An 18,015-nucleotide genomic window follows, 5' to 3' on the forward strand; every position below is an offset into this window, starting at 1 on the left:
TATAAAGGATTATGTCGTCTCACTTCGAAGCACCCATTAGAAAACCTTTAGTTATAGGTGATAAATCTTATCACGATGTAACTGTAGATGTAGCTGCACCTGTTGAGGGGCCTGCAAACAAACAATGGTGGATTGTATTTTCAATCGCATTAATAGCCTTCCTTTGGGGGTTAGGTTGTATAATTTACACCGTATCTACCGGTATCGGAACATGGGGATTAAATAAAACAGTTGGCTGGGCTTGGGATATTACTAACTTCGTTTGGTGGGTTGGTATTGGTCACGCTGGAACATTAATTTCTGCGGTATTATTACTTTTCCGTCAACGTTGGAGAATGGCCATCAACCGTTCTGCAGAAGCTATGACTATTTTCTCTGTAGTTCAAGCAGGTCTTTTCCCAATCATTCACATGGGACGTCCATGGTTAGCATACTGGGTATTACCTATTCCAAACCAATTTGGATCTTTATGGGTAAACTTTAACTCACCTTTACTTTGGGACGTATTCGCGATTTCAACGTATCTTTCAGTATCATTAGTTTTCTGGTGGACTGGTTTGTTACCTGACTTTGCAATGCTTCGTGATAGAGCTATTACTCCTTTTAACAAAAGAGTGTATTCTATCTTAAGTTTTGGATGGAGCGGTAGAGCAAAAGACTGGCAGCGTTTTGAAGAAGTATCTTTAGTATTAGCTGGTTTAGCTACTCCACTTGTACTTTCTGTACACACAATTGTATCTATGGACTTTGCTACTTCTGTAATTCCTGGATGGCATACAACAATTTTCCCTCCATACTTCGTTGCTGGAGCGGTTTTCTCTGGATTCGCGATGGTAAACACATTGCTTATCGTTATGAGAAAAGTATCTAACCTTGAAGCATACATCACATTACAGCATATCGAGTTAATGAACATCATTATCATGATTACTGGATCTATCGTAGGTGTAGCTTATATCACTGAGTTATTCGTAGCTTGGTATTCAGGTGTAGAATATGAGCAATATGCATTCTTAAACAGAGCTACTGGACCTTACTGGTGGGCATATTGGTCAATGATGACATGTAACGTGTTCTCTCCTCAGTTCATGTGGTTCAAAAAATTAAGAACAAGTATCATGTTCTCATTCATCATTTCGATTGTTGTAAACATCGGTATGTGGTTTGAAAGATTCGTAATTATTGTTACTTCTTTACATAGAGATTACCTTCCATCTTCTTGGACAATGTTCTCACCAACATTTGTTGATATTGGAATTTTCATTGGAACAATTGGTTTCTTCTTTGTATTGTTTTTATTATACTCTAGAACATTCCCTGTAATTGCTCAGGCAGAGGTTAAAACAATTTTGAAAGGAACAGGAGATAATTACATTAGAGAAAGAGCAAAAAGTAAAGATTCACATCATGAGTAATAAAGTTATATACGCCATTTATAATGACGATGACGTTTTGATGAATGCAGTAAAGAAAACTAGAGCTGCTCATCATCATATTGAAGAGGTTTTTACTCCATTCCCGGTTCACGGTTTGGATAAAGCCATGGGATTAGCACCAACAAGATTAGCAATATGTGCTTTTTTATATGGATGTGTTGGTATTTCTGTTGCAACAACAATGATGGGTTACATCATGATTCATGATTGGCCGCAGGATATTGGTGGTAAACCAAGTTTTAGTTTCATCCAAAATATGCCATCTTTTGTCCCAATTATGTTTGAGATGACTGTATTTTTTGCAGCTCACTTAATGGTAATTACTTTTTACATGAGAAGTAGATTATGGCCTTTTAAAGAAGCTGAAAACCCAGATGTAAGAACAACTGATGACCATTTTTTAATGGAGGTTGCTGTAAATGATAACGAAGCTGAATTAGTTTCTTTCTTTGAAGGAACTGGAGCTGTTGAAGTTAAAGTAATAGAAAAGAATTAATTGTAGCTATGAAAAGGATATATAAAATAACACTTTTAGTTGGTATAACTATTTTAGTTTCATCTTGCCACAATAATTCGGCACCGAACTATCAGTATTTCCCTAATATGTATGAATCTGTTGCTTACGAGCCATATTCAGAAGCAAAAATATTTAAGGGAGGAAAAGAAGGACAGCTTCCTGTTGCAGGAACTATCAATAGAGGTTTTGAACCTTATGAATATGAAAATTCAACTGCTGGTTATGAATTAGCAAAAGCTAATTTAAAATCACCTTTAACAGAAGAAGAGAAAAACTCTGGAAAAGGAAAAGAACTTTTCGAAATTTACTGTATCAGTTGCCATGGTGCTGCTGGTAACGGTAAAGGTAAATTGGTTGAGAGAGAGAAATTTCTTGGAGTACCTAGCTATAAAGACAGAGAGATCACTGAAGGAAGTATCTTTCATGTTGAGACTTATGGTTTAAATGCAATGGGTTCACATGCAAATCAATTAAGTGCTCACGAACGTTGGTTAGTTGCTGACTATGTTCTGAAACTAAGAAGCCAATTATAATTGTTGAACAAACTGATCGTAATAGATATGTATACATTTTCAAGTAAATTAAAAACTTTTTCTATCATCTTAATGGCCGTTGGTTTATTAGGAATTGGGTATGGTTTTTTAAGTGCACCAAAAGATATTCAAGAAGTTGAAAAAATACTAGCTGCAGATGAACATGGTTCACATGGTGCTGCACATGAAGAAAAAGCGGAGGCATCTCACAAAGAAGCAGGTCATCATGAAGCTGCTGAAGCTGGACATGACGCTCACAAAGGAGCAGCACATGCTGAAGTTTCTGGTGCAAATGAGCACGAAAAACATTTAGAGCACGTATTACACCAATTGCAAAACAAGCCTTGGTCTGCTGTATATGTAGCTTGTATTTTCTTTTTACTGCTTTCAATGGGAGTTTTAGCTTTCTATGCTATCCAACAAGTTGCTCAAGCTGGTTGGTCTCCAGTTTTGTTTAGAGTTATGCAAGGTATCACAGCTTATTTACCAGCTGGTTCTGTTATCTTTTTTATCATCTTAGTTTTATGCGGATTGCACTTCAACCATATCTTTGTTTGGTTAGGTGAAGGTGTAACAGATCCTAAAAACGCTAATTATGATGCAATTATTGCTGGAAAATCTGGTTATTTGAATTTTCCTTTCTGGATTGTAAGAGCAGCTATCTTTTTGTTAGGATGGAACTTATACCGATACTATTCTAGAAAAAACTGTTTAGAGCAAGATGAGGCAAATGATGATCTTTACTACAAAAAGAACTTCAAAGCTTCTGCAGGATTCTTAGTATTCTTCATTGTATCTGAGTCTATCATGGCTTGGGATTGGATTATGTCATTTGACCCACACTGGTTTAGTACATTGTTTGCTTGGTATGTATTTGCTTCTTTCTTCGTAAGTGGTATTACAACTATTGCATTAGTAACAATTTATTTAAAATCAAAAGGATATTTAGAGTATGTAAATACAAGTCATATCCATGATTTAGCTAAGTTTATGTTTGGTATTAGTGTATTCTGGACTTATTTATGGTTCTCTCAATTCATGTTGATTTGGTACGCTAACATTCCAGAAGAGGTAACTTATTTTGTAACAAGAATTCAATTATATAACCTTCCTTTCTTTGGAGCGGTTGTTATGAACTTTGTTTTCCCATTATTAATATTAATCAATACTGACTTCAAACGTCTTAACTGGGTTGTTGTAATGGCAGGTATTGTAATATTATTAGGTCATTATGTTGATTTCTTTAATATGATTATGCCTGGTACAGTAGGAGACAAATGGTTTATTGGAGTTCCTGAAATTGCATCAATTCTTTTCTTCTTAGGTTTATTTATATTTGTTGTATTTACTGCATTAACTAAATCTCCTTTGCTTGCAAAAAGAAATCCTTTCATCGAAGAAAGTAAACATTTTCATTATTAATATTTAAAGAAGTAAACAGATGACAAGTTTGTTGGTAATTATAGTTTTAGTTTTATTAGCGGTTGCATTATGGCAATTGACGAAGATATTTGATCTTACTCAGGTAGGATCGTCTTCTGATGATTCTCAGGTTGCATCAGATAATGACAATAACGTACAGGGATATATTATGTTTGGCTTTTTAGCTTTCATTTATATATTTACGATTTATGGTTTACTAAAATGGGGTAATTTGGTACTTCATACTCCTGCTTCTGAGCACGGTGGTTTAGTAGATAATTTAATGAATATTACTTGGGTTTTAATCTTTACAGTTCAAGTTATTACGCAAGGTTTGCTTTACTGGTTTTCTTTTAAAAATAGAGGAAACAAGGATAGAAAAGCATTATTCTTTGCTGATAGTAATAAACTAGAAGCAATCTGGAGTATTATTCCATCTGTTGTTTTAGCTTGTTTGATCCTTTACGGATTATATGCTTGGAATAACATTATGTTTGTTGATAAAGATGAAGATGTAATCGAAATCGAATTATACGCTCAACAATTTAAATGGACAGCTAGATATGCTGGACAAGACAATGTTTTAGGTAAAGCTAACGTACGTTTAATTGAAGGAGTTAATACATTAGGAGTTGACATGTCTGATCCTAATGCTCAAGATGATATTGTAGTTTCAGAATTACACATTCCTAAAGGAAAAAAAGTTCACTTTAAAATGCGTTCTCAGGATGTATTGCACTCTGCTTACTTTCCTCACTTTAGAGCACAAATGAACTGTGTTCCAGGTATGGTTACTGAATTTGCTTTCGTTCCAACTTATACTACTGCGGAATATAGAGAGTTACCATTTATGGTTGAAAAAGTGGCACACATCAACAAACTTAGAGCTGAAAAAAGTGCTGAGTTAGTTGCAAAAGGTGGTACAGCTTTAGATCCTTACACATTTGATTATTTATTATTATGTAATAAAATTTGTGGAGCTTCTCACTACAATATGCAAATGAAAGTTGTAGTTGATTCTCCGGAGGATTACAAAAAATGGTTAAGTGAGAAAACTACTTTAGCTCAAGATATTAAAGCGGCAGCTGCTGCTGAGAAACCAGCTGAAGGAGCTGCACCAACTACAGATACTGCTGCAAAAGTAATTGACACTGTTAAAACAGTTGTTGATACTGTTAAAGCTGCTGTAGCTAAAGTTGCGATGAAATAATATTATTAAGAAAATTTAAAGTACAATTATATGTCAGCAGAAGCGCACGGTCACGATCACGGACACGATCACGAGCACGAACATCATCATAAAGACACGTTCATTACTAAATATATTTTTAGTATTGATCACAAAATGATTGCTAAACAATACTTGATTACTGGTATTGTTATGGGAGTAATTGGGATTGCAATGTCCTTGCTTTTCAGAATGCAGTTAGCGTGGCCAGAAGAGTCTTTCAAAATATTTAATGTTTTATTAGGAGATAAATTTGCACCTGATGGTGTAATGGCAAATGATATTTATCTAGCTTTAGTTACAATTCACGGTACCATCATGGTATTCTTTGTACTGACGGCTGGTTTGAGTGGAACATTCAGTAACTTATTGATTCCACTTCAAATTGGAGCACGAGATATGGCATCTGGATTTATGAATATGATTTCATACTGGTTGTTTTTCTTATCAGCAGTTGTAATGTTATGTTCTTTATTTGTTGAAGCTGGACCAGCATCTGCAGGATGGACAATCTACCCTCCTTTAAGTGCATTGCCACAAGCAATTCCAGGATCAGGAACAGGTATGACATTATGGTTAGTATCTATGGCTATTTTCATTGCATCTTCTTTAATGGGATCTTTGAACTACATCGTTACTGTACTTAACTTAAGAACTAAAGGAATGTCTATGACTAGACTTCCACTTACAATCTGGACATTTTTCGTAACAGCTATTATTGGTGTTATTTCATTCCCAGTTTTATTATCTGCAGCTTTATTATTGATTTTTGATAGAAGTTTTGGAACTTCATTCTTCTTATCTGATATCTATATTGCAGGAGAGGTTTTACACTACCAAGGAGGTTCTCCAGTATTGTTTGAGCACTTATTCTGGTTCTTAGGTCACCCTGAGGTTTACATTGTAATCTTACCAGCAATGGGTCTTGTTTCAGAAATTATGGCAACAAATGCTCGTAAACCAATTTTCGGTTACAGAGCGATGATTATGTCAGTTCTTGCAATTGCATTCTTATCAACTATCGTTTGGGGTCACCACATGTTTATTTCAGGTATGAATCCTTTCTTAGGATCTGTATTTACTTTTACAACTTTATTGATTGCAATCCCTTCTGCTGTAAAAGCTTTTAACTGGATTACAACTTTATGGAAAGGTAACTTACAATTCAACCCTGCGATGTTATTCTCTATCGGAATGGTTTCTACTTTCATCACTGGAGGTTTAACAGGAATCATTTTAGGAGATAGTACATTAGATATTAACGTTCACGATACTTACTTCGTAATTGCTCACTTTCACTTAGTAATGGGTATCTCTGCACTTTACGGAATGTTTGCTGGTATTTACCACTGGTTCCCTAAAATGTACGGAAGAATGTTAAACAAAAACTTAGGTTACATCCACTTCTGGGTAACTGCAGTTTGTGCTTATGGAGTTTTCTTCCCAATGCACTTTATCGGATTAGCTGGTTTACCAAGACGTTACTATACAAATACTAACTTCCCATTATTTGATGATTTACAAAATGTGAATGTTTTAATTACAACATTTGCTCTTGTAGGAGGTGCGTTCCAATTAGTATTCTTATACAACTTCTTTAGCAGTATTTTCTACGGTAAGAAAGCAGTTCAAAACCCATGGAAGTCTACAACTTTAGAGTGGACTACGCCAGTTGAGCATATCCACGGAAACTGGCCAGGAGAAATTCCTCACGTATACCGTTGGCCGTATGACTATAGTAACCCTAATCACGATGTAGATTTTGTTCCTCAAAATGTACCAATGAAAGAAGGTGAAGAAGTTTTACACCACTAGAAATAATCAAGGGCTGTCAGAGATGACAGCCTTTTTGTTTAGTTAAAGTTTTAATCGTTCAGTTTAACTGTTTTAGAAACTGATTAGTTTATATATCTTTGTGGGATGAATGAAAATCTAGATCCTACTACTAAAGGATACAACTCAGAAGAGTTAGATCTTGAAAAAAGATTGCGTCCGCTATCATTTGATGATTTCGCCGGACAAGATCAAGTTTTGGAAAATTTGAAAGTCTTTGTTGCTGCTGCCAATCAGCGTGGAGAAGCGCTTGACCATGCCCTTTTTCATGGTCCTCCAGGTCTAGGAAAAACTACTTTGGCAAATATCTTAGCCAATGAGCTGCAAGTTGGTATTAAAATCACTTCTGGTCCAGTATTAGATAAGCCCGGTGATTTGGCTGGTTTGCTAACTAACTTAGATGAAAGAGATGTTTTATTCATTGATGAGATTCATAGACTTAGTCCTGTTGTTGAAGAGTATTTGTATTCTGCGATGGAGGATTTCAAGATTGATATTATGATTGAATCTGGTCCAAATGCAAGAACGGTTCAAATTAATTTAAATCCTTTTACTCTAATTGGGGCAACTACTCGTTCAGGATTATTAACGGCACCGATGCGTGCTCGTTTTGGAATATCTTCTCGTTTACAATATTACACTACTGAACTTTTAACAACTATTGTTGAAAGAAGTGCTTCTATTTTAAAAATGCCTATTGATTTAGAAGCTGCGATTGAAATTGCGGGTAGAAGCCGAGGTACACCTCGTATTGCAAATGCTTTATTAAGACGAGTTCGTGATTTTGCACAAATTAAAGGAAACGGAAGAATTGATATAGAAATTTCGAGATATGCTTTAAAAGCACTTAATGTAGATGCTCATGGATTGGATGAAATGGATAATAAAATATTGTTGACCATCATCAATAAATTCAAAGGAGGTCCGGTTGGACTTTCAACCTTAGCCACTGCCGTTAGTGAAAGCAGTGAAACTATTGAAGAAGTGTACGAACCTTTTTTAATTCAAGAAGGATTTATCATGAGGACTCCTCGTGGTAGAGAAGTTACAGATAAGGCTTATAAACATCTCGGAAAAGTAAATACAAATATTCAGGGAGAATTGTTTTAATACTGATAGAAATGTCTATAAGTAAAAAATATAATTATCCGCCAAAGCTCTCTATTTTAAGATTTTTTGTTGACGCCGAAGGAGTTCGTAGAAATCCGATACCATATCATAAAAAATATTTTGAGCATTTTGGAGATTCATTTTCTATAAGAATAGGAAAATCTCGACACATTATTTTATCTAGAGATAATGAGGTTGCTCAATACATCCTTCAAAAAAATCATAAGAACTACCATAAGTCCAAGTTCCAGTCTGTTTATTTATCTAAATATTTGGGTAAAGGATTATTAACAGTTGATGGAGAATATTGGTTAAAGCAGCGTAGACTTATTCAGCCAGCATTTCATAAACAAAAGATGAATCAGCTGGTTGGTAATATGAAGACGACAATCATTTCTGAGTTAGAAGGAATAGAGGAAAATAAGGTAATGGATCTTTTTCCTTTAATGAGTGAACTGGCTTTTAATGTTGTTGCCAAATCATTATTTCAATTTTCTATTGCAGAAGAAAAGTTGAATCGGATAAAATATATTATCGAAACAGTTCAAAATTTCCTAATTAAAGAAATTCGACTTCCACATAAAGGATGGTGGTTTGCTATTAGCGGTCAAGTGAAAAAACATCTTCTATTGGCTGAAGAAAATAATGCAATCATTCGAAGTATTATTGAAGAACGAGTTGCTTCAAAAAGCGAAGTAAATGATTTACTTAATATGCTTTTGGAAACTCGTTATGAAGATACTGGCGAAGGAATGTCAGTTGAACAATTAATAGATGAAATAAAAATTTTATTTATTGCTGGACATGAAACAACTGCCAATGCCTTGACTTTTACATTACAATTACTGGGGAGCAATTCAGATGTTCAGCAAAAGGTATATGAAGAAATTCTTAAAGTTGAATCTGAAAACAATGATGTTATAGAGCAACTGCAAAGAATGACTTATATAAACGCCGTATTGAATGAATCAATGCGCTTATATCCGCCGGCTTGGATTACAGATCGACAAAATGTGGAAGATGATGTTTTAGGAAAATTTAATATCAAAAAAGATACTTTGATTGGTGTTTCTTTTTATGAATTGCACCGAAATCCAAAGTATTGGGATAATCCAGATGAATTCAATCCAGATCGTTTTTTAGGAGAACAGAAAAAGCGTTCGATGCAATATTTTTATCCTTTTGGAGCTGGACCAAGAATGTGTATTGGTGCTGGTTTCGCTATTTATGAAATGTGTTTAGCAATTTCTTATATTGTTAAAAAATACAAAGTGGTTGCAATAGAAGATATTGTCAAGTTTAATCCGTTGATTACCTTAAAACCTGTTGGTGTTGAAGTTGTTTTTTCTGAAAGATAATGATTAATTCTAAAGAAAAATATTCGAAATTTATAAAAGAGGAAGCCAAAAGACTTGGATTTCTTTCTTGCGGTATATCTAAAGCAGGTTTTTTAGAACAGGAAGCACCTCGTCTTGAAAATTGGTTGAAGAATAATCGTAATGGTCAGATGGCATACATGGAAAACCATTTTGACAAACGTTTAGACCCAACTTTATTGGTAGATGACGGAAAAAGTGTCGTATCACTTTTACTTAATTATTATCCTGATTCCTTCCAAAATGATGAAAGTTTTAAGATTTCCAAATACGCTTACGGACAAGATTACCATTTTGTAATTAAGGATAAATTGAAAGAACTTCTTCACTCTATTCAAGAAAATATTGGTGAAGTTTCTGGACGTGCTTTTGTCGATTCTGCACCAGTTTTAGATAAAGCTTGGGCAGCTAAAAGCGGTTTAGGTTGGATTGGAAAAAACAGTAATTTGATTACTCAAAGAGTTGGCTCTTTTTATTTTATAGCCGAACTTATTATTGATTTAGAATTAGAATATGATTATGCTGTCACAGATCATTGTGGTTCTTGTACAGCCTGTATTGATGCTTGTCCCACGCAAGCAATTGTAGCTCCCTACATTGTTGATGGCAGTAAATGCATTTCTTATTACACCATCGAATTAAAAGAAAATCTTCCTGAAGAGATGAAAGGAAAATTTGATGAATGGATGTTTGGCTGTGATACTTGCCAAGATGTTTGTCCATGGAATCGATTTTCAAAACCACACTCGGAGCCTTTGTTTAATCCTAATCCAGATTTACTTTCCTTTACTAAAAAAGACTGGTTAGAGATTACTGAGGAAACTTTCCGAACAGTCTTTAAAAATTCACCAATCAAGAGAACAAAATTTGACGGACTAAAACGTAACATCAAGTTTTTGCAATAGCATATCAATGTTTGTTTTGTTTATGTTGTTGGTTTTCAGTGTTTTTTATTGAAAGTATCATTTCCTATTTCATCGTTTTTATTTCCTACGTTTAATTACTTATTTGTCAATAAATTCTGTAAGAACTCTTGATTATTGCAAATATTTAAGAAAATTCAACTGTTTTATTGCTGAATGTTTATAGATTTTTGATTTTCAAGTGATGAACAATTGTTAAAAACGGTTGTTTAACGAGTTTATGTGCACTTTGTCGGAATAATGAGGATAGTTGTCGTTCCTAGATATACTTTCGCGCTTTCCAAATCTACTTAATTTAAAACCAGAAAGACTTTTATAGTCTTTATTTTACTATATGACAATGGTCTACATAATGCCTTTTTTGTATGTAAGTCTTGAAAAAACTATTTCTAGTTTTTCTAAATCCATTTTATATTTTTTCACGTATCTCATCAAGATGCAAAAAATGATCATCCGTTTTTTAGCATTCAAAATTTCTGTTCCACAAACTCAAGTTGTCTATGCGTAACTCTACTTTTTGTAAGTCTGGATTTTCCAGACTAATTTTTCTTATTGTTTTTTTATTACTAAATGCTTACAGTGTTTCGGCTCAATTTTATACTAAGCATTACATTGCACCAGCCCCTTGGCAATATTTTAATAATGCTAATGAAATTGTTATAGCAACAAATTCTGTAAGCACTGTAAATATTCGTGTATCAAAAAGCGATGGAACACTAGTAACTAACTTAACAGCAAGTAAAGGAGCTCCTGCTGTATATAGATTTATTGGTGCACCTAGTCCAACAGGAACAAAGGCATATGCTTTTGACACCGTTTTAAATGGCATAGGATTAATTGTAGAAGGTAGCGCTCCTGTTTCTATTAATTTAAGAAATGTGGCTTCTGACGCTTTAACAGGTCAAGATATAGATAAGCAGATTAAAGGAAATGCTGCATTAACAAGCTTTGGTGATGCAGGTCTTGGAGTAAGATTTCGAGTTGGATATTATAGAGACGGGTCGTTAGGTAATTTTAATAATTATGGAGATCAACGTCCGATTTATAGTATTATGGCTACTGCTAATAATACAACAATAAAACTTAATAATATTGTTACTACTACCTTAAATGTTGGACAGAGTTATTTATTTAAAGCCCCTATAGGAACTTTAGTTGAATCTTCGAACCCAATTGTGATGAATACGTCTGCTGCAATTGATACCCCGGGCGGTTGTGGTGATAGTGCGTATAATCAAATTCCACCTGAAGCTGTTTTAGGAACAGAATATTTTTTAGAAAGAGGAACAGGTAATAGTACAGCAGAGCAGACTACTGTAGTTGCAACACAAGATGATACATCTGTAACTGTTGAAGGGTATTCTACTACTGGAGCATTAGTAACTAGAAATACAGTTGTTTTAGATAAGGCAGGTAAGTTTTATACTTTTGTTAATGGTTCAAATAATACCAATTTTACAGCTTCACGTATTGTTGCAAACAAGAGGGTAGCTGTGTTTTCCGGAACGGCGCAAGGCTGTGAGGTTGATATTTCAACTATTGCACCAGTGTCGGAATGTGGAGGTTCTGAATTTATTGAAACATCTAAATTTAAAAGCTATAACTCATCTAATTTAGATTATTTTGGATATATTTTATTAAGAAGTGCTTCTGAAGATGTTACTATTAATGGTGTTAAAACTACCAGCATATCTGGAGTAGGGAATCGTTATCAGATAGGTTCTACAGGTTGGTATATAATAAATTTTAATAGTGAACAAATTGGAAGACCTGAAGTTCTTTCAATTGAAAGTAAAGCTAAGCTTACTGTTTCTATAGTGCAGCAAGCAGGAGGTTTTTCGATGGCTGGTTTTTTCTCGACTTTTGCATCTCTACCAGAAGATCCTACTTTAACTTATATTGAAGGAGGTGGATGTACAAACAATACTGCCAAATTAACAACACAATCGGGTTTTGATCCTTATCAGTGGTATTACAATGGCGTAGCAATTAGTGGCGCTAATTCTTCGACATATATTGCGACAAAAACTGGTAATTATTCAGTGTCTTATACATTGGCATGTGGAGCTCAAACTCCTTCTAAAACAGCTTCGGTAACTTTATGTACTGATTTAGGAATTACTAAAGCAGTTGATAATGCTACACCTTGTATTGGATCTAATGTAGAATTTACGGTTAAGGTTAGTAATTTGGGAGGGAATAATGTTTCTGGAATTTCAGTAACTGATTTGCTTCCTTCTGGCTATACGTATGTAAATTCGACACCCTCTGTTGGCGTGTATGATGCAACAACAGGGATTTGGACTATTGGTGATGTGGAGGCACAATCTTCAATTACATTAAAAATTGTTGCGACAGTAAATGCATCTGGAAATTATACAAACACAGCAGCATTACCAAATGGAGTAGATACCAATACAGCAAACAATTCTGCGAGTGTGGCGGTAAATCCAAAATCTGCAAATCTTGTTGTAACTAATCCAGCTTCAGTTTGCGCACCTTCGACTGTTAATTTGACAGCTTCTGCTGTAACAGCAGGAAGTTCTTCAAATTTGACACTTTCTTACTGGACAAACTCAGGTGCAACAACAGCATTATCTTCACCGAATGCTGTTACTGCTTCAGGAACTTATTACATAAAAGCAGTTTCTGCAGATGGATGTACTTTTATAAAACCAGTTGTGGTGACAATTAATCCGCAACCATTAACTCCAAAAATTAATGGAAACGCGACATTGTGTGTAACTTCAGCTTCTACAGTTTTAAAGGCAGATAATACTGCCGCTTCATATAATGGAACCTCTTATTTATGGTCAACTGGTGCTACTACACAAAGTATAACGGTTACAACTGATGGAACATATACTCTTCAAATAGTAAATAGTTCTGGTTGCGTTAGTAATAGCTCAGCAGCTGTTACAGTTAATTTTTCACCAGCACCTACAGCTTCTGATCAAACATTCTGTTCTTCAGAGAATAAAACTGTCGGAGATTTGATCGTAACAGGAAATAATATAAAATGGTATAGTAGTAATAGCAGTAATACTGTATTAGCATCAAATTTAGCATTGACTAATAACACAGATTATTATGCTAGTCAAACTTTGAATGGCTGTGAAAGCTCAAGAACTAGAGTTCGTGTGACTGTGAATTCTAAATCCTCGGCTCCAGTTGCTGCTGCGTCACAATCATTTTGTGCTGCAGATAATAGTACAGTTAATAATTTACAAGCGACAGGTGCAAGTTTAAAATGGTATAATGTATCTTCAGGAGGTACTGCGCTTTTATTATCGCAAGGTCTAACTAATGGAGACTATTATGTAAGCCAGACAGCAAATAGTTGCGGAGAAAGTGCAAGAACAAAGGTTACTGTTACGATAAATACAAGACCATCTGCGCCAACGGTTTCTTCTCAAGCATTTTGCGCAAATGATAATAAAAAAGTGAGCGATTTAACGCCTTCAGGAGCTGCTTATAAATGGTATAGTGCTGCTACAGGAGGTAGTTTATATGCAGGAACTGAAACTTTATCATCAGGGAATTATTATGTAAGTCAAACAAATGACTGTGGAGAGAGCACAAGAACTACAGTCTCTGTAACAATAAATAATACCGCTGCCCCTACAGTTTCATCTCAAACTTTTTGTTCTGGAGAATTAAAAAAAGTAAGTGATTTATCTCCTTCAGGAGCATCATATAAATGGTATAATGCTAACATAGGTGGAACTTTGTATGCAGGAAATGAAACACTTGCAACAGGAACTTATTATGTAAGCCAGACAACAAATGGATGTGAAAGTTTAAGAACAGCTGTAAATGTAACTGTAAATCAAACTCCAACTGCACCTTCAGCATCAACACAAACTTTCTGTTCATCAGAAAATAAAAAAGTAAAAGATTTAGTTGCAACAGGATCTAACTTAAAATGGTATGATTCAAGTGCAGGAGGTACACAATATTCAGGAGACGAAACTTTAACTTCAGGTAATTATTATGTAAGTCAAACTATTAATAGTTGTGAAAGTACAAGGCTTTTAGTGTCTGTCACTGTAAATCCTACACCGACAGCACCTTCAATTTCAGCAGATGGAGCAACAACTTTCTGCCAAGGAAGTAGTGTAACTTTGACTTCTACAGGAGGAAGCAGTTATTTATGGTCAACAGGAGCAACAACACAATCAATTATTGTATCAGCTTCAGGAAATTATAGTGTTAAAGTATCTAATGCTTCAGGATGTTATAGTGCATTTTCAACAGCAACAACTGTTACGGTAAATGCTATACCATCAGCACCGACAGCTTCAGCTCAAACATTCTGTTCATCAGACAATAAAAAAGTAGGCGATCTGTCTCCATCAGGAGTATCATATAAATGGTACAGCGCCAATACAGGCGGCACTCTGTATGCAGGAACTGAAACACTTGCAACGGGAACCTATTACGTAAGCCAAACATCAAACGGATGCGAGAGTTCAAGAACTTCGGTATCGGTTACGGTGAATACTACGCCAACTGCACCGACAGCTTCTGCCCAAGCGTTTTGTTCATCAGACAATAAAAAAATAGGCGATCTGTCTCCATCAGGGGCATCATATAAATGGTACAGCGCTAATACAGGCGGAATTCTATACACGGGAACTGAAGCGCTTGCAACAGGAACGTATTACGTAAGCCAAACAACAAATGGATGCGAGAGTTCAAGAACTTCGGTATCGGTTACAGTGAATACTACGCCATCAGCACCGACAGCTTCTGGTCAAACGTTCTGTGCTTCAGACAATAAAAAAGTAAGCGATCTGTCTCCATCAGGAGCATCATATAAATGGTACAGCGCCAATACGGGCGGGACTCTGTATTCAGGAACTGAAACACTTGCAACAGGAACGTATTACGTAAGCCAAACAACAAACGGATGCGAGAGTTTGAGAACTTCGGTATCGGTTACAGTGAATGCTACGCCATCAGCACCAACAGCTTCAGCTCAAACATTCTGTTCATCGGACAATAAAAAAGTAAGCGACCTGTCTCCATCAGGAGCATCATATAAATGGTACAGCGCCAATACGGGCGGGACTCTGTATGCAGGAACTGAAACACTTGCAACAGGAACTTATTACGTAAGCCAAACAACAAACGGATGCGAGAGTTTGAGAACTTCGTTATGGGATACAGTGAATGCTACGCCATCAGCACCGACAGCTTCAGCTCAAACATTCTGTTCATCGGACAATAAAAAAGTAAGCGACCTGTCTCCATCAGGAGCATCATATAAATGGTACAGCGCCAATACGGGCGGGACTCTGTATGCAGGAACTGAAACACTTGCAACAGGAACTTATTACGTAAGCCAAACAACAAACGGATGCGAGAGCTCAAGAACTTCGGTATCGGTTACAGTAAATGCGACGCCAGCAGCGGCAGTATTAAGTGCTATAACACAGCCAACATGTTTAGATGCAAAGGGAAGCTTTAGTATTAATAATTACAATTCAGCTTATAATTATACAATAACTCCTTCAACTGGAGTTACAAATAATGCAGGCACAATTACAGCACCTGCAGGGAGTTATATTATTTCAGTATCTTCTAATGGATGTTTTTCTAGTGATGTAAGTTTTGTTATAAAATCAATCTTATGCGCTAATAATGATGATTTTGGAACAAAATCTTCGGGATCCGTAGCAGCAACAATTGGAAATGTAAAAACAAATGACACTTTAAATGGAGTGGCTGTTACTAATGCAAATACAGTTGTATCAGTTCACAGTGATGCCCCATTAAGCGTTGATGCAAACGGAGATGTAACTCTAGCGGCAAACACGCCAAGCGGAACTTACAGCATTACTTATGAAATCTGCGAGAAAGGTGCGAATCCAGCAAACTGCAAGACAGCAACAGCAGAAGTTAAGGTTGAAAACGGCTTAATTGCGGTTAAAGACGATTTCGGAACAAAAACTTCAGGATCAACATCGGCAACTATCGGAAATGTAAAAACAAATGACACTTTAGACGGAGCATTTGTTACGTCTGGAAATACAGTTGTTACAATAGATTCATCAGGACCATTAAGCGTTGATGCAAACGGAGATGTAACTCTAGCGGCAAACACGCCTAGCGGAACTTACAGCATTACTTATGAAATCTGCGAGAAAGGCGCAAATCCTGCAAACTGCAAGACAGCAGTTGCGGAAGTTAAAGTTGTAAATACAATAGACGCAGTACTAGATACTATTGATCCAATTAATGGAAATATTGGCGGGACAACGGTATCTCTAATAGGAAATGATACATTAAATGGAAAACAAGCTGCAATTGGAATCAATTCTGGAGAAGTTGCAATAAATATTGTTGGTACTTTGCCATCAGGATTGACATTAAATGCAAATGGAACTATTACTGTTGCGCCAAATACGCCAAAAGGAAATTATGATCTAGAGTATAGAATTTGCGAAATAGGTGCAGTTCCTGCTAATTGCGATTCAGTAACTATTACCGTACCGGTAACGGCAGGAAACCTTGTAGCAAATGCAGATGAAATTCCATCAGTTTTAGGATCGAATGTTCCTCAGACATTAGGGAAGAATGTTTTTGATAATGACACAAAAAATGCCCAGCCGTTAAATCCGTCAGATGTTACGCTGAAAACTACAGTGGCAGATTCGAAAGGATATCTTACTGTAGATGCAAATGGAAACATTGTTTTAGGAGCAAGTCCGCCAGCAGGAGATTATGAATTGACTTATGAAATCTGCGAGAAATTGAATCCAGACAACTGCAGTTCAAATACTGTGAAAGTAACAGTTGGTTTGCCGGTAATTGATGCAGTTGAAGATGTTATAGCTTCAATAAACGGTAATATCGGAGGAACAACAATTTCATTGACTGCAAATGATAAATTAAATGGAAATCCAATTGTGGTTGGAACAGCTGCAGGAGAAGTTAAGTTTGAAATTATTGGAACGCTTCCGACAGGATTGACATTAAATGCAAATGGAACTATTACTGTTGCGCCAAATACGCCAAAAGGAAATTACAATGTAGAATATAAAATCTGCGAAAACACAAATCCAACAAACTGCGATTCAGTAACTATTACTGTGCCTGTAACAGCAGGAAATCTTGTAGCAAATGCAGATGAAATTCCTTCAGTTTTAGGATCGAATGTTCCTCAGGCATTAGGGAAGAATGTTTTTGACAATGACACAAAAAATGCCCAGCCGTTAAATCCGTCAGATGTTACGCTGAAAACTACATCGGCAGATCCAAAAGGATATCTGACTGTAGATGCAAATGGAAACATTGTTTTAGGAGCAAATCCGCCAGCAGGAGATTATGAGCTGACGTATGAAATCTGCGAGAAACTGAATCCAGACAACTGCAGTTCAAATACTGTGAAAGTTACAGTTGCTATGCCGGTAATCGATGCCGTTGAAGATGTGATAGCTTCAATAAACGGAAATATCGGAGGAAAAACAATAGCATTAACAGCAAATGATAAATTAAACGGAAGCCCAATCGTAGTTGGAACAGGAGCTGGAGAAGTTAAGTTTGAAATTATCGGAACGCTTCCTACAGGATTAACTTTAAATTCAGATTACACTATCACTGTTGCGCCAAACACGCCAAAAGGAAATTAT

At 35.8% G+C, this 18,015-nt stretch carries 10 protein-coding genes; all 10 read left to right on the forward strand.

The window, feature by feature from the left end; translation table 11 throughout:
* Window positions 1-11 precede the first annotated feature (11 nt).
* Window positions 12-1,415 (forward strand): NrfD/PsrC family molybdoenzyme membrane anchor subunit, encoded by a 1,404-nt coding sequence (gene nrfD, locus DMB71_RS16795; RefSeq protein WP_111368028.1) that lies wholly within the window; start codon window positions 12-14, stop codon window positions 1,413-1,415.
* Window positions 1,408-1,932 (forward strand): DUF3341 domain-containing protein, encoded by a 525-nt coding sequence (locus tag DMB71_RS16800; RefSeq protein ID WP_008466841.1) that lies wholly within the window; start codon window positions 1,408-1,410, stop codon window positions 1,930-1,932. Before nrfD ends, DMB71_RS16800 begins: the two co-directional genes overlap by 8 nt.
* Before the next feature lie 8 nt (window positions 1,933-1,940).
* Window positions 1,941-2,486 carry a c-type cytochrome gene (locus tag DMB71_RS16805; RefSeq protein ID WP_111368030.1) on the forward strand — a complete coding sequence of 182 codons (546 nt, stop codon included), beginning with the start codon at window positions 1,941-1,943 and terminating at the stop codon, window positions 2,484-2,486.
* A gap of 27 nt (window positions 2,487-2,513) precedes the next feature.
* Window positions 2,514-3,908 carry a cation-translocating P-type ATPase gene (locus DMB71_RS16810; RefSeq protein ID WP_111368074.1) on the forward strand — a complete coding sequence of 465 codons (1,395 nt, stop codon included), beginning with the start codon at window positions 2,514-2,516 and terminating at the stop codon, window positions 3,906-3,908.
* Between the two features lie 19 nt (window positions 3,909-3,927).
* Complete coding sequence (locus DMB71_RS16815; RefSeq protein ID WP_111368032.1) at window positions 3,928-5,118, forward strand: cytochrome c oxidase subunit II; 1,191 nt, start codon at window positions 3,928-3,930, stop codon at window positions 5,116-5,118.
* A 30-nt stretch (window positions 5,119-5,148) separates the two neighbouring features.
* Window positions 5,149-6,951, forward strand: a complete 1,803-nt coding sequence (locus DMB71_RS16820; RefSeq protein ID WP_111368034.1) for a cytochrome c oxidase subunit I — start codon at window positions 5,149-5,151, stop codon at window positions 6,949-6,951.
* 105 nt (window positions 6,952-7,056) lie between these two features.
* Window positions 7,057-8,079 (forward strand): Holliday junction branch migration DNA helicase RuvB, encoded by a 1,023-nt coding sequence (gene ruvB / locus DMB71_RS16825; RefSeq protein WP_111368036.1) that lies wholly within the window; start codon window positions 7,057-7,059, stop codon window positions 8,077-8,079.
* 11 nt (window positions 8,080-8,090) lie between these two features.
* Window positions 8,091-9,437 carry a cytochrome P450 gene (locus tag DMB71_RS16830; protein WP_111368038.1) on the forward strand — a complete coding sequence of 449 codons (1,347 nt, stop codon included), beginning with the start codon at window positions 8,091-8,093 and terminating at the stop codon, window positions 9,435-9,437.
* Complete coding sequence (gene queG, locus DMB71_RS16835; protein WP_111368040.1) at window positions 9,437-10,360, forward strand: tRNA epoxyqueuosine(34) reductase QueG; 924 nt, start codon at window positions 9,437-9,439, stop codon at window positions 10,358-10,360. Before DMB71_RS16830 ends, queG begins: the two co-directional genes overlap by 1 nt.
* A 518-nt stretch (window positions 10,361-10,878) precedes the next feature.
* Window positions 10,879-18,015, forward strand: a 7,137-nt coding sequence (locus DMB71_RS16840; protein ID WP_111368042.1) for an Ig-like domain-containing protein, incomplete at its 3' end; no start/stop codon positions are given.

It is taken from the genome of Flavobacterium tistrianum (assembly GCF_003254545.1).
In the GTDB taxonomy this organism is placed as follows: Bacteria; Bacteroidota; Bacteroidia; order Flavobacteriales; family Flavobacteriaceae; genus Flavobacterium; species Flavobacterium tistrianum.

Bases quoted from the DNA above. Each gene is read 5' to 3' on its own strand.
- nrfD (WP_111368028.1), top strand. From the start codon at position 12: ATGTCGTCTCACTTCGAAGCACCCATTAGAAAACCTTTAGTTATAGGT.
- DMB71_RS16800 (WP_008466841.1), top strand. From the start codon at position 1,408: ATGAGTAATAAAGTTATATACGCCATTTATAATGACGATGACGTTTTG.
- DMB71_RS16805 (WP_111368030.1), top strand. From the start codon at position 1,941: ATGAAAAGGATATATAAAATAACACTTTTAGTTGGTATAACTATTTTA.
- DMB71_RS16810 (WP_111368074.1), top strand. From the start codon at position 2,514: ATGTATACATTTTCAAGTAAATTAAAAACTTTTTCTATCATCTTAATG.
- DMB71_RS16815 (WP_111368032.1), top strand. From the start codon at position 3,928: ATGACAAGTTTGTTGGTAATTATAGTTTTAGTTTTATTAGCGGTTGCA.
- DMB71_RS16820 (WP_111368034.1), top strand. From the start codon at position 5,149: ATGTCAGCAGAAGCGCACGGTCACGATCACGGACACGATCACGAGCAC.
- ruvB (WP_111368036.1), top strand. From the start codon at position 7,057: ATGAATGAAAATCTAGATCCTACTACTAAAGGATACAACTCAGAAGAG.
- DMB71_RS16830 (WP_111368038.1), top strand. From the start codon at position 8,091: ATGTCTATAAGTAAAAAATATAATTATCCGCCAAAGCTCTCTATTTTA.
- queG (WP_111368040.1), top strand. From the start codon at position 9,437: ATGATTAATTCTAAAGAAAAATATTCGAAATTTATAAAAGAGGAAGCC.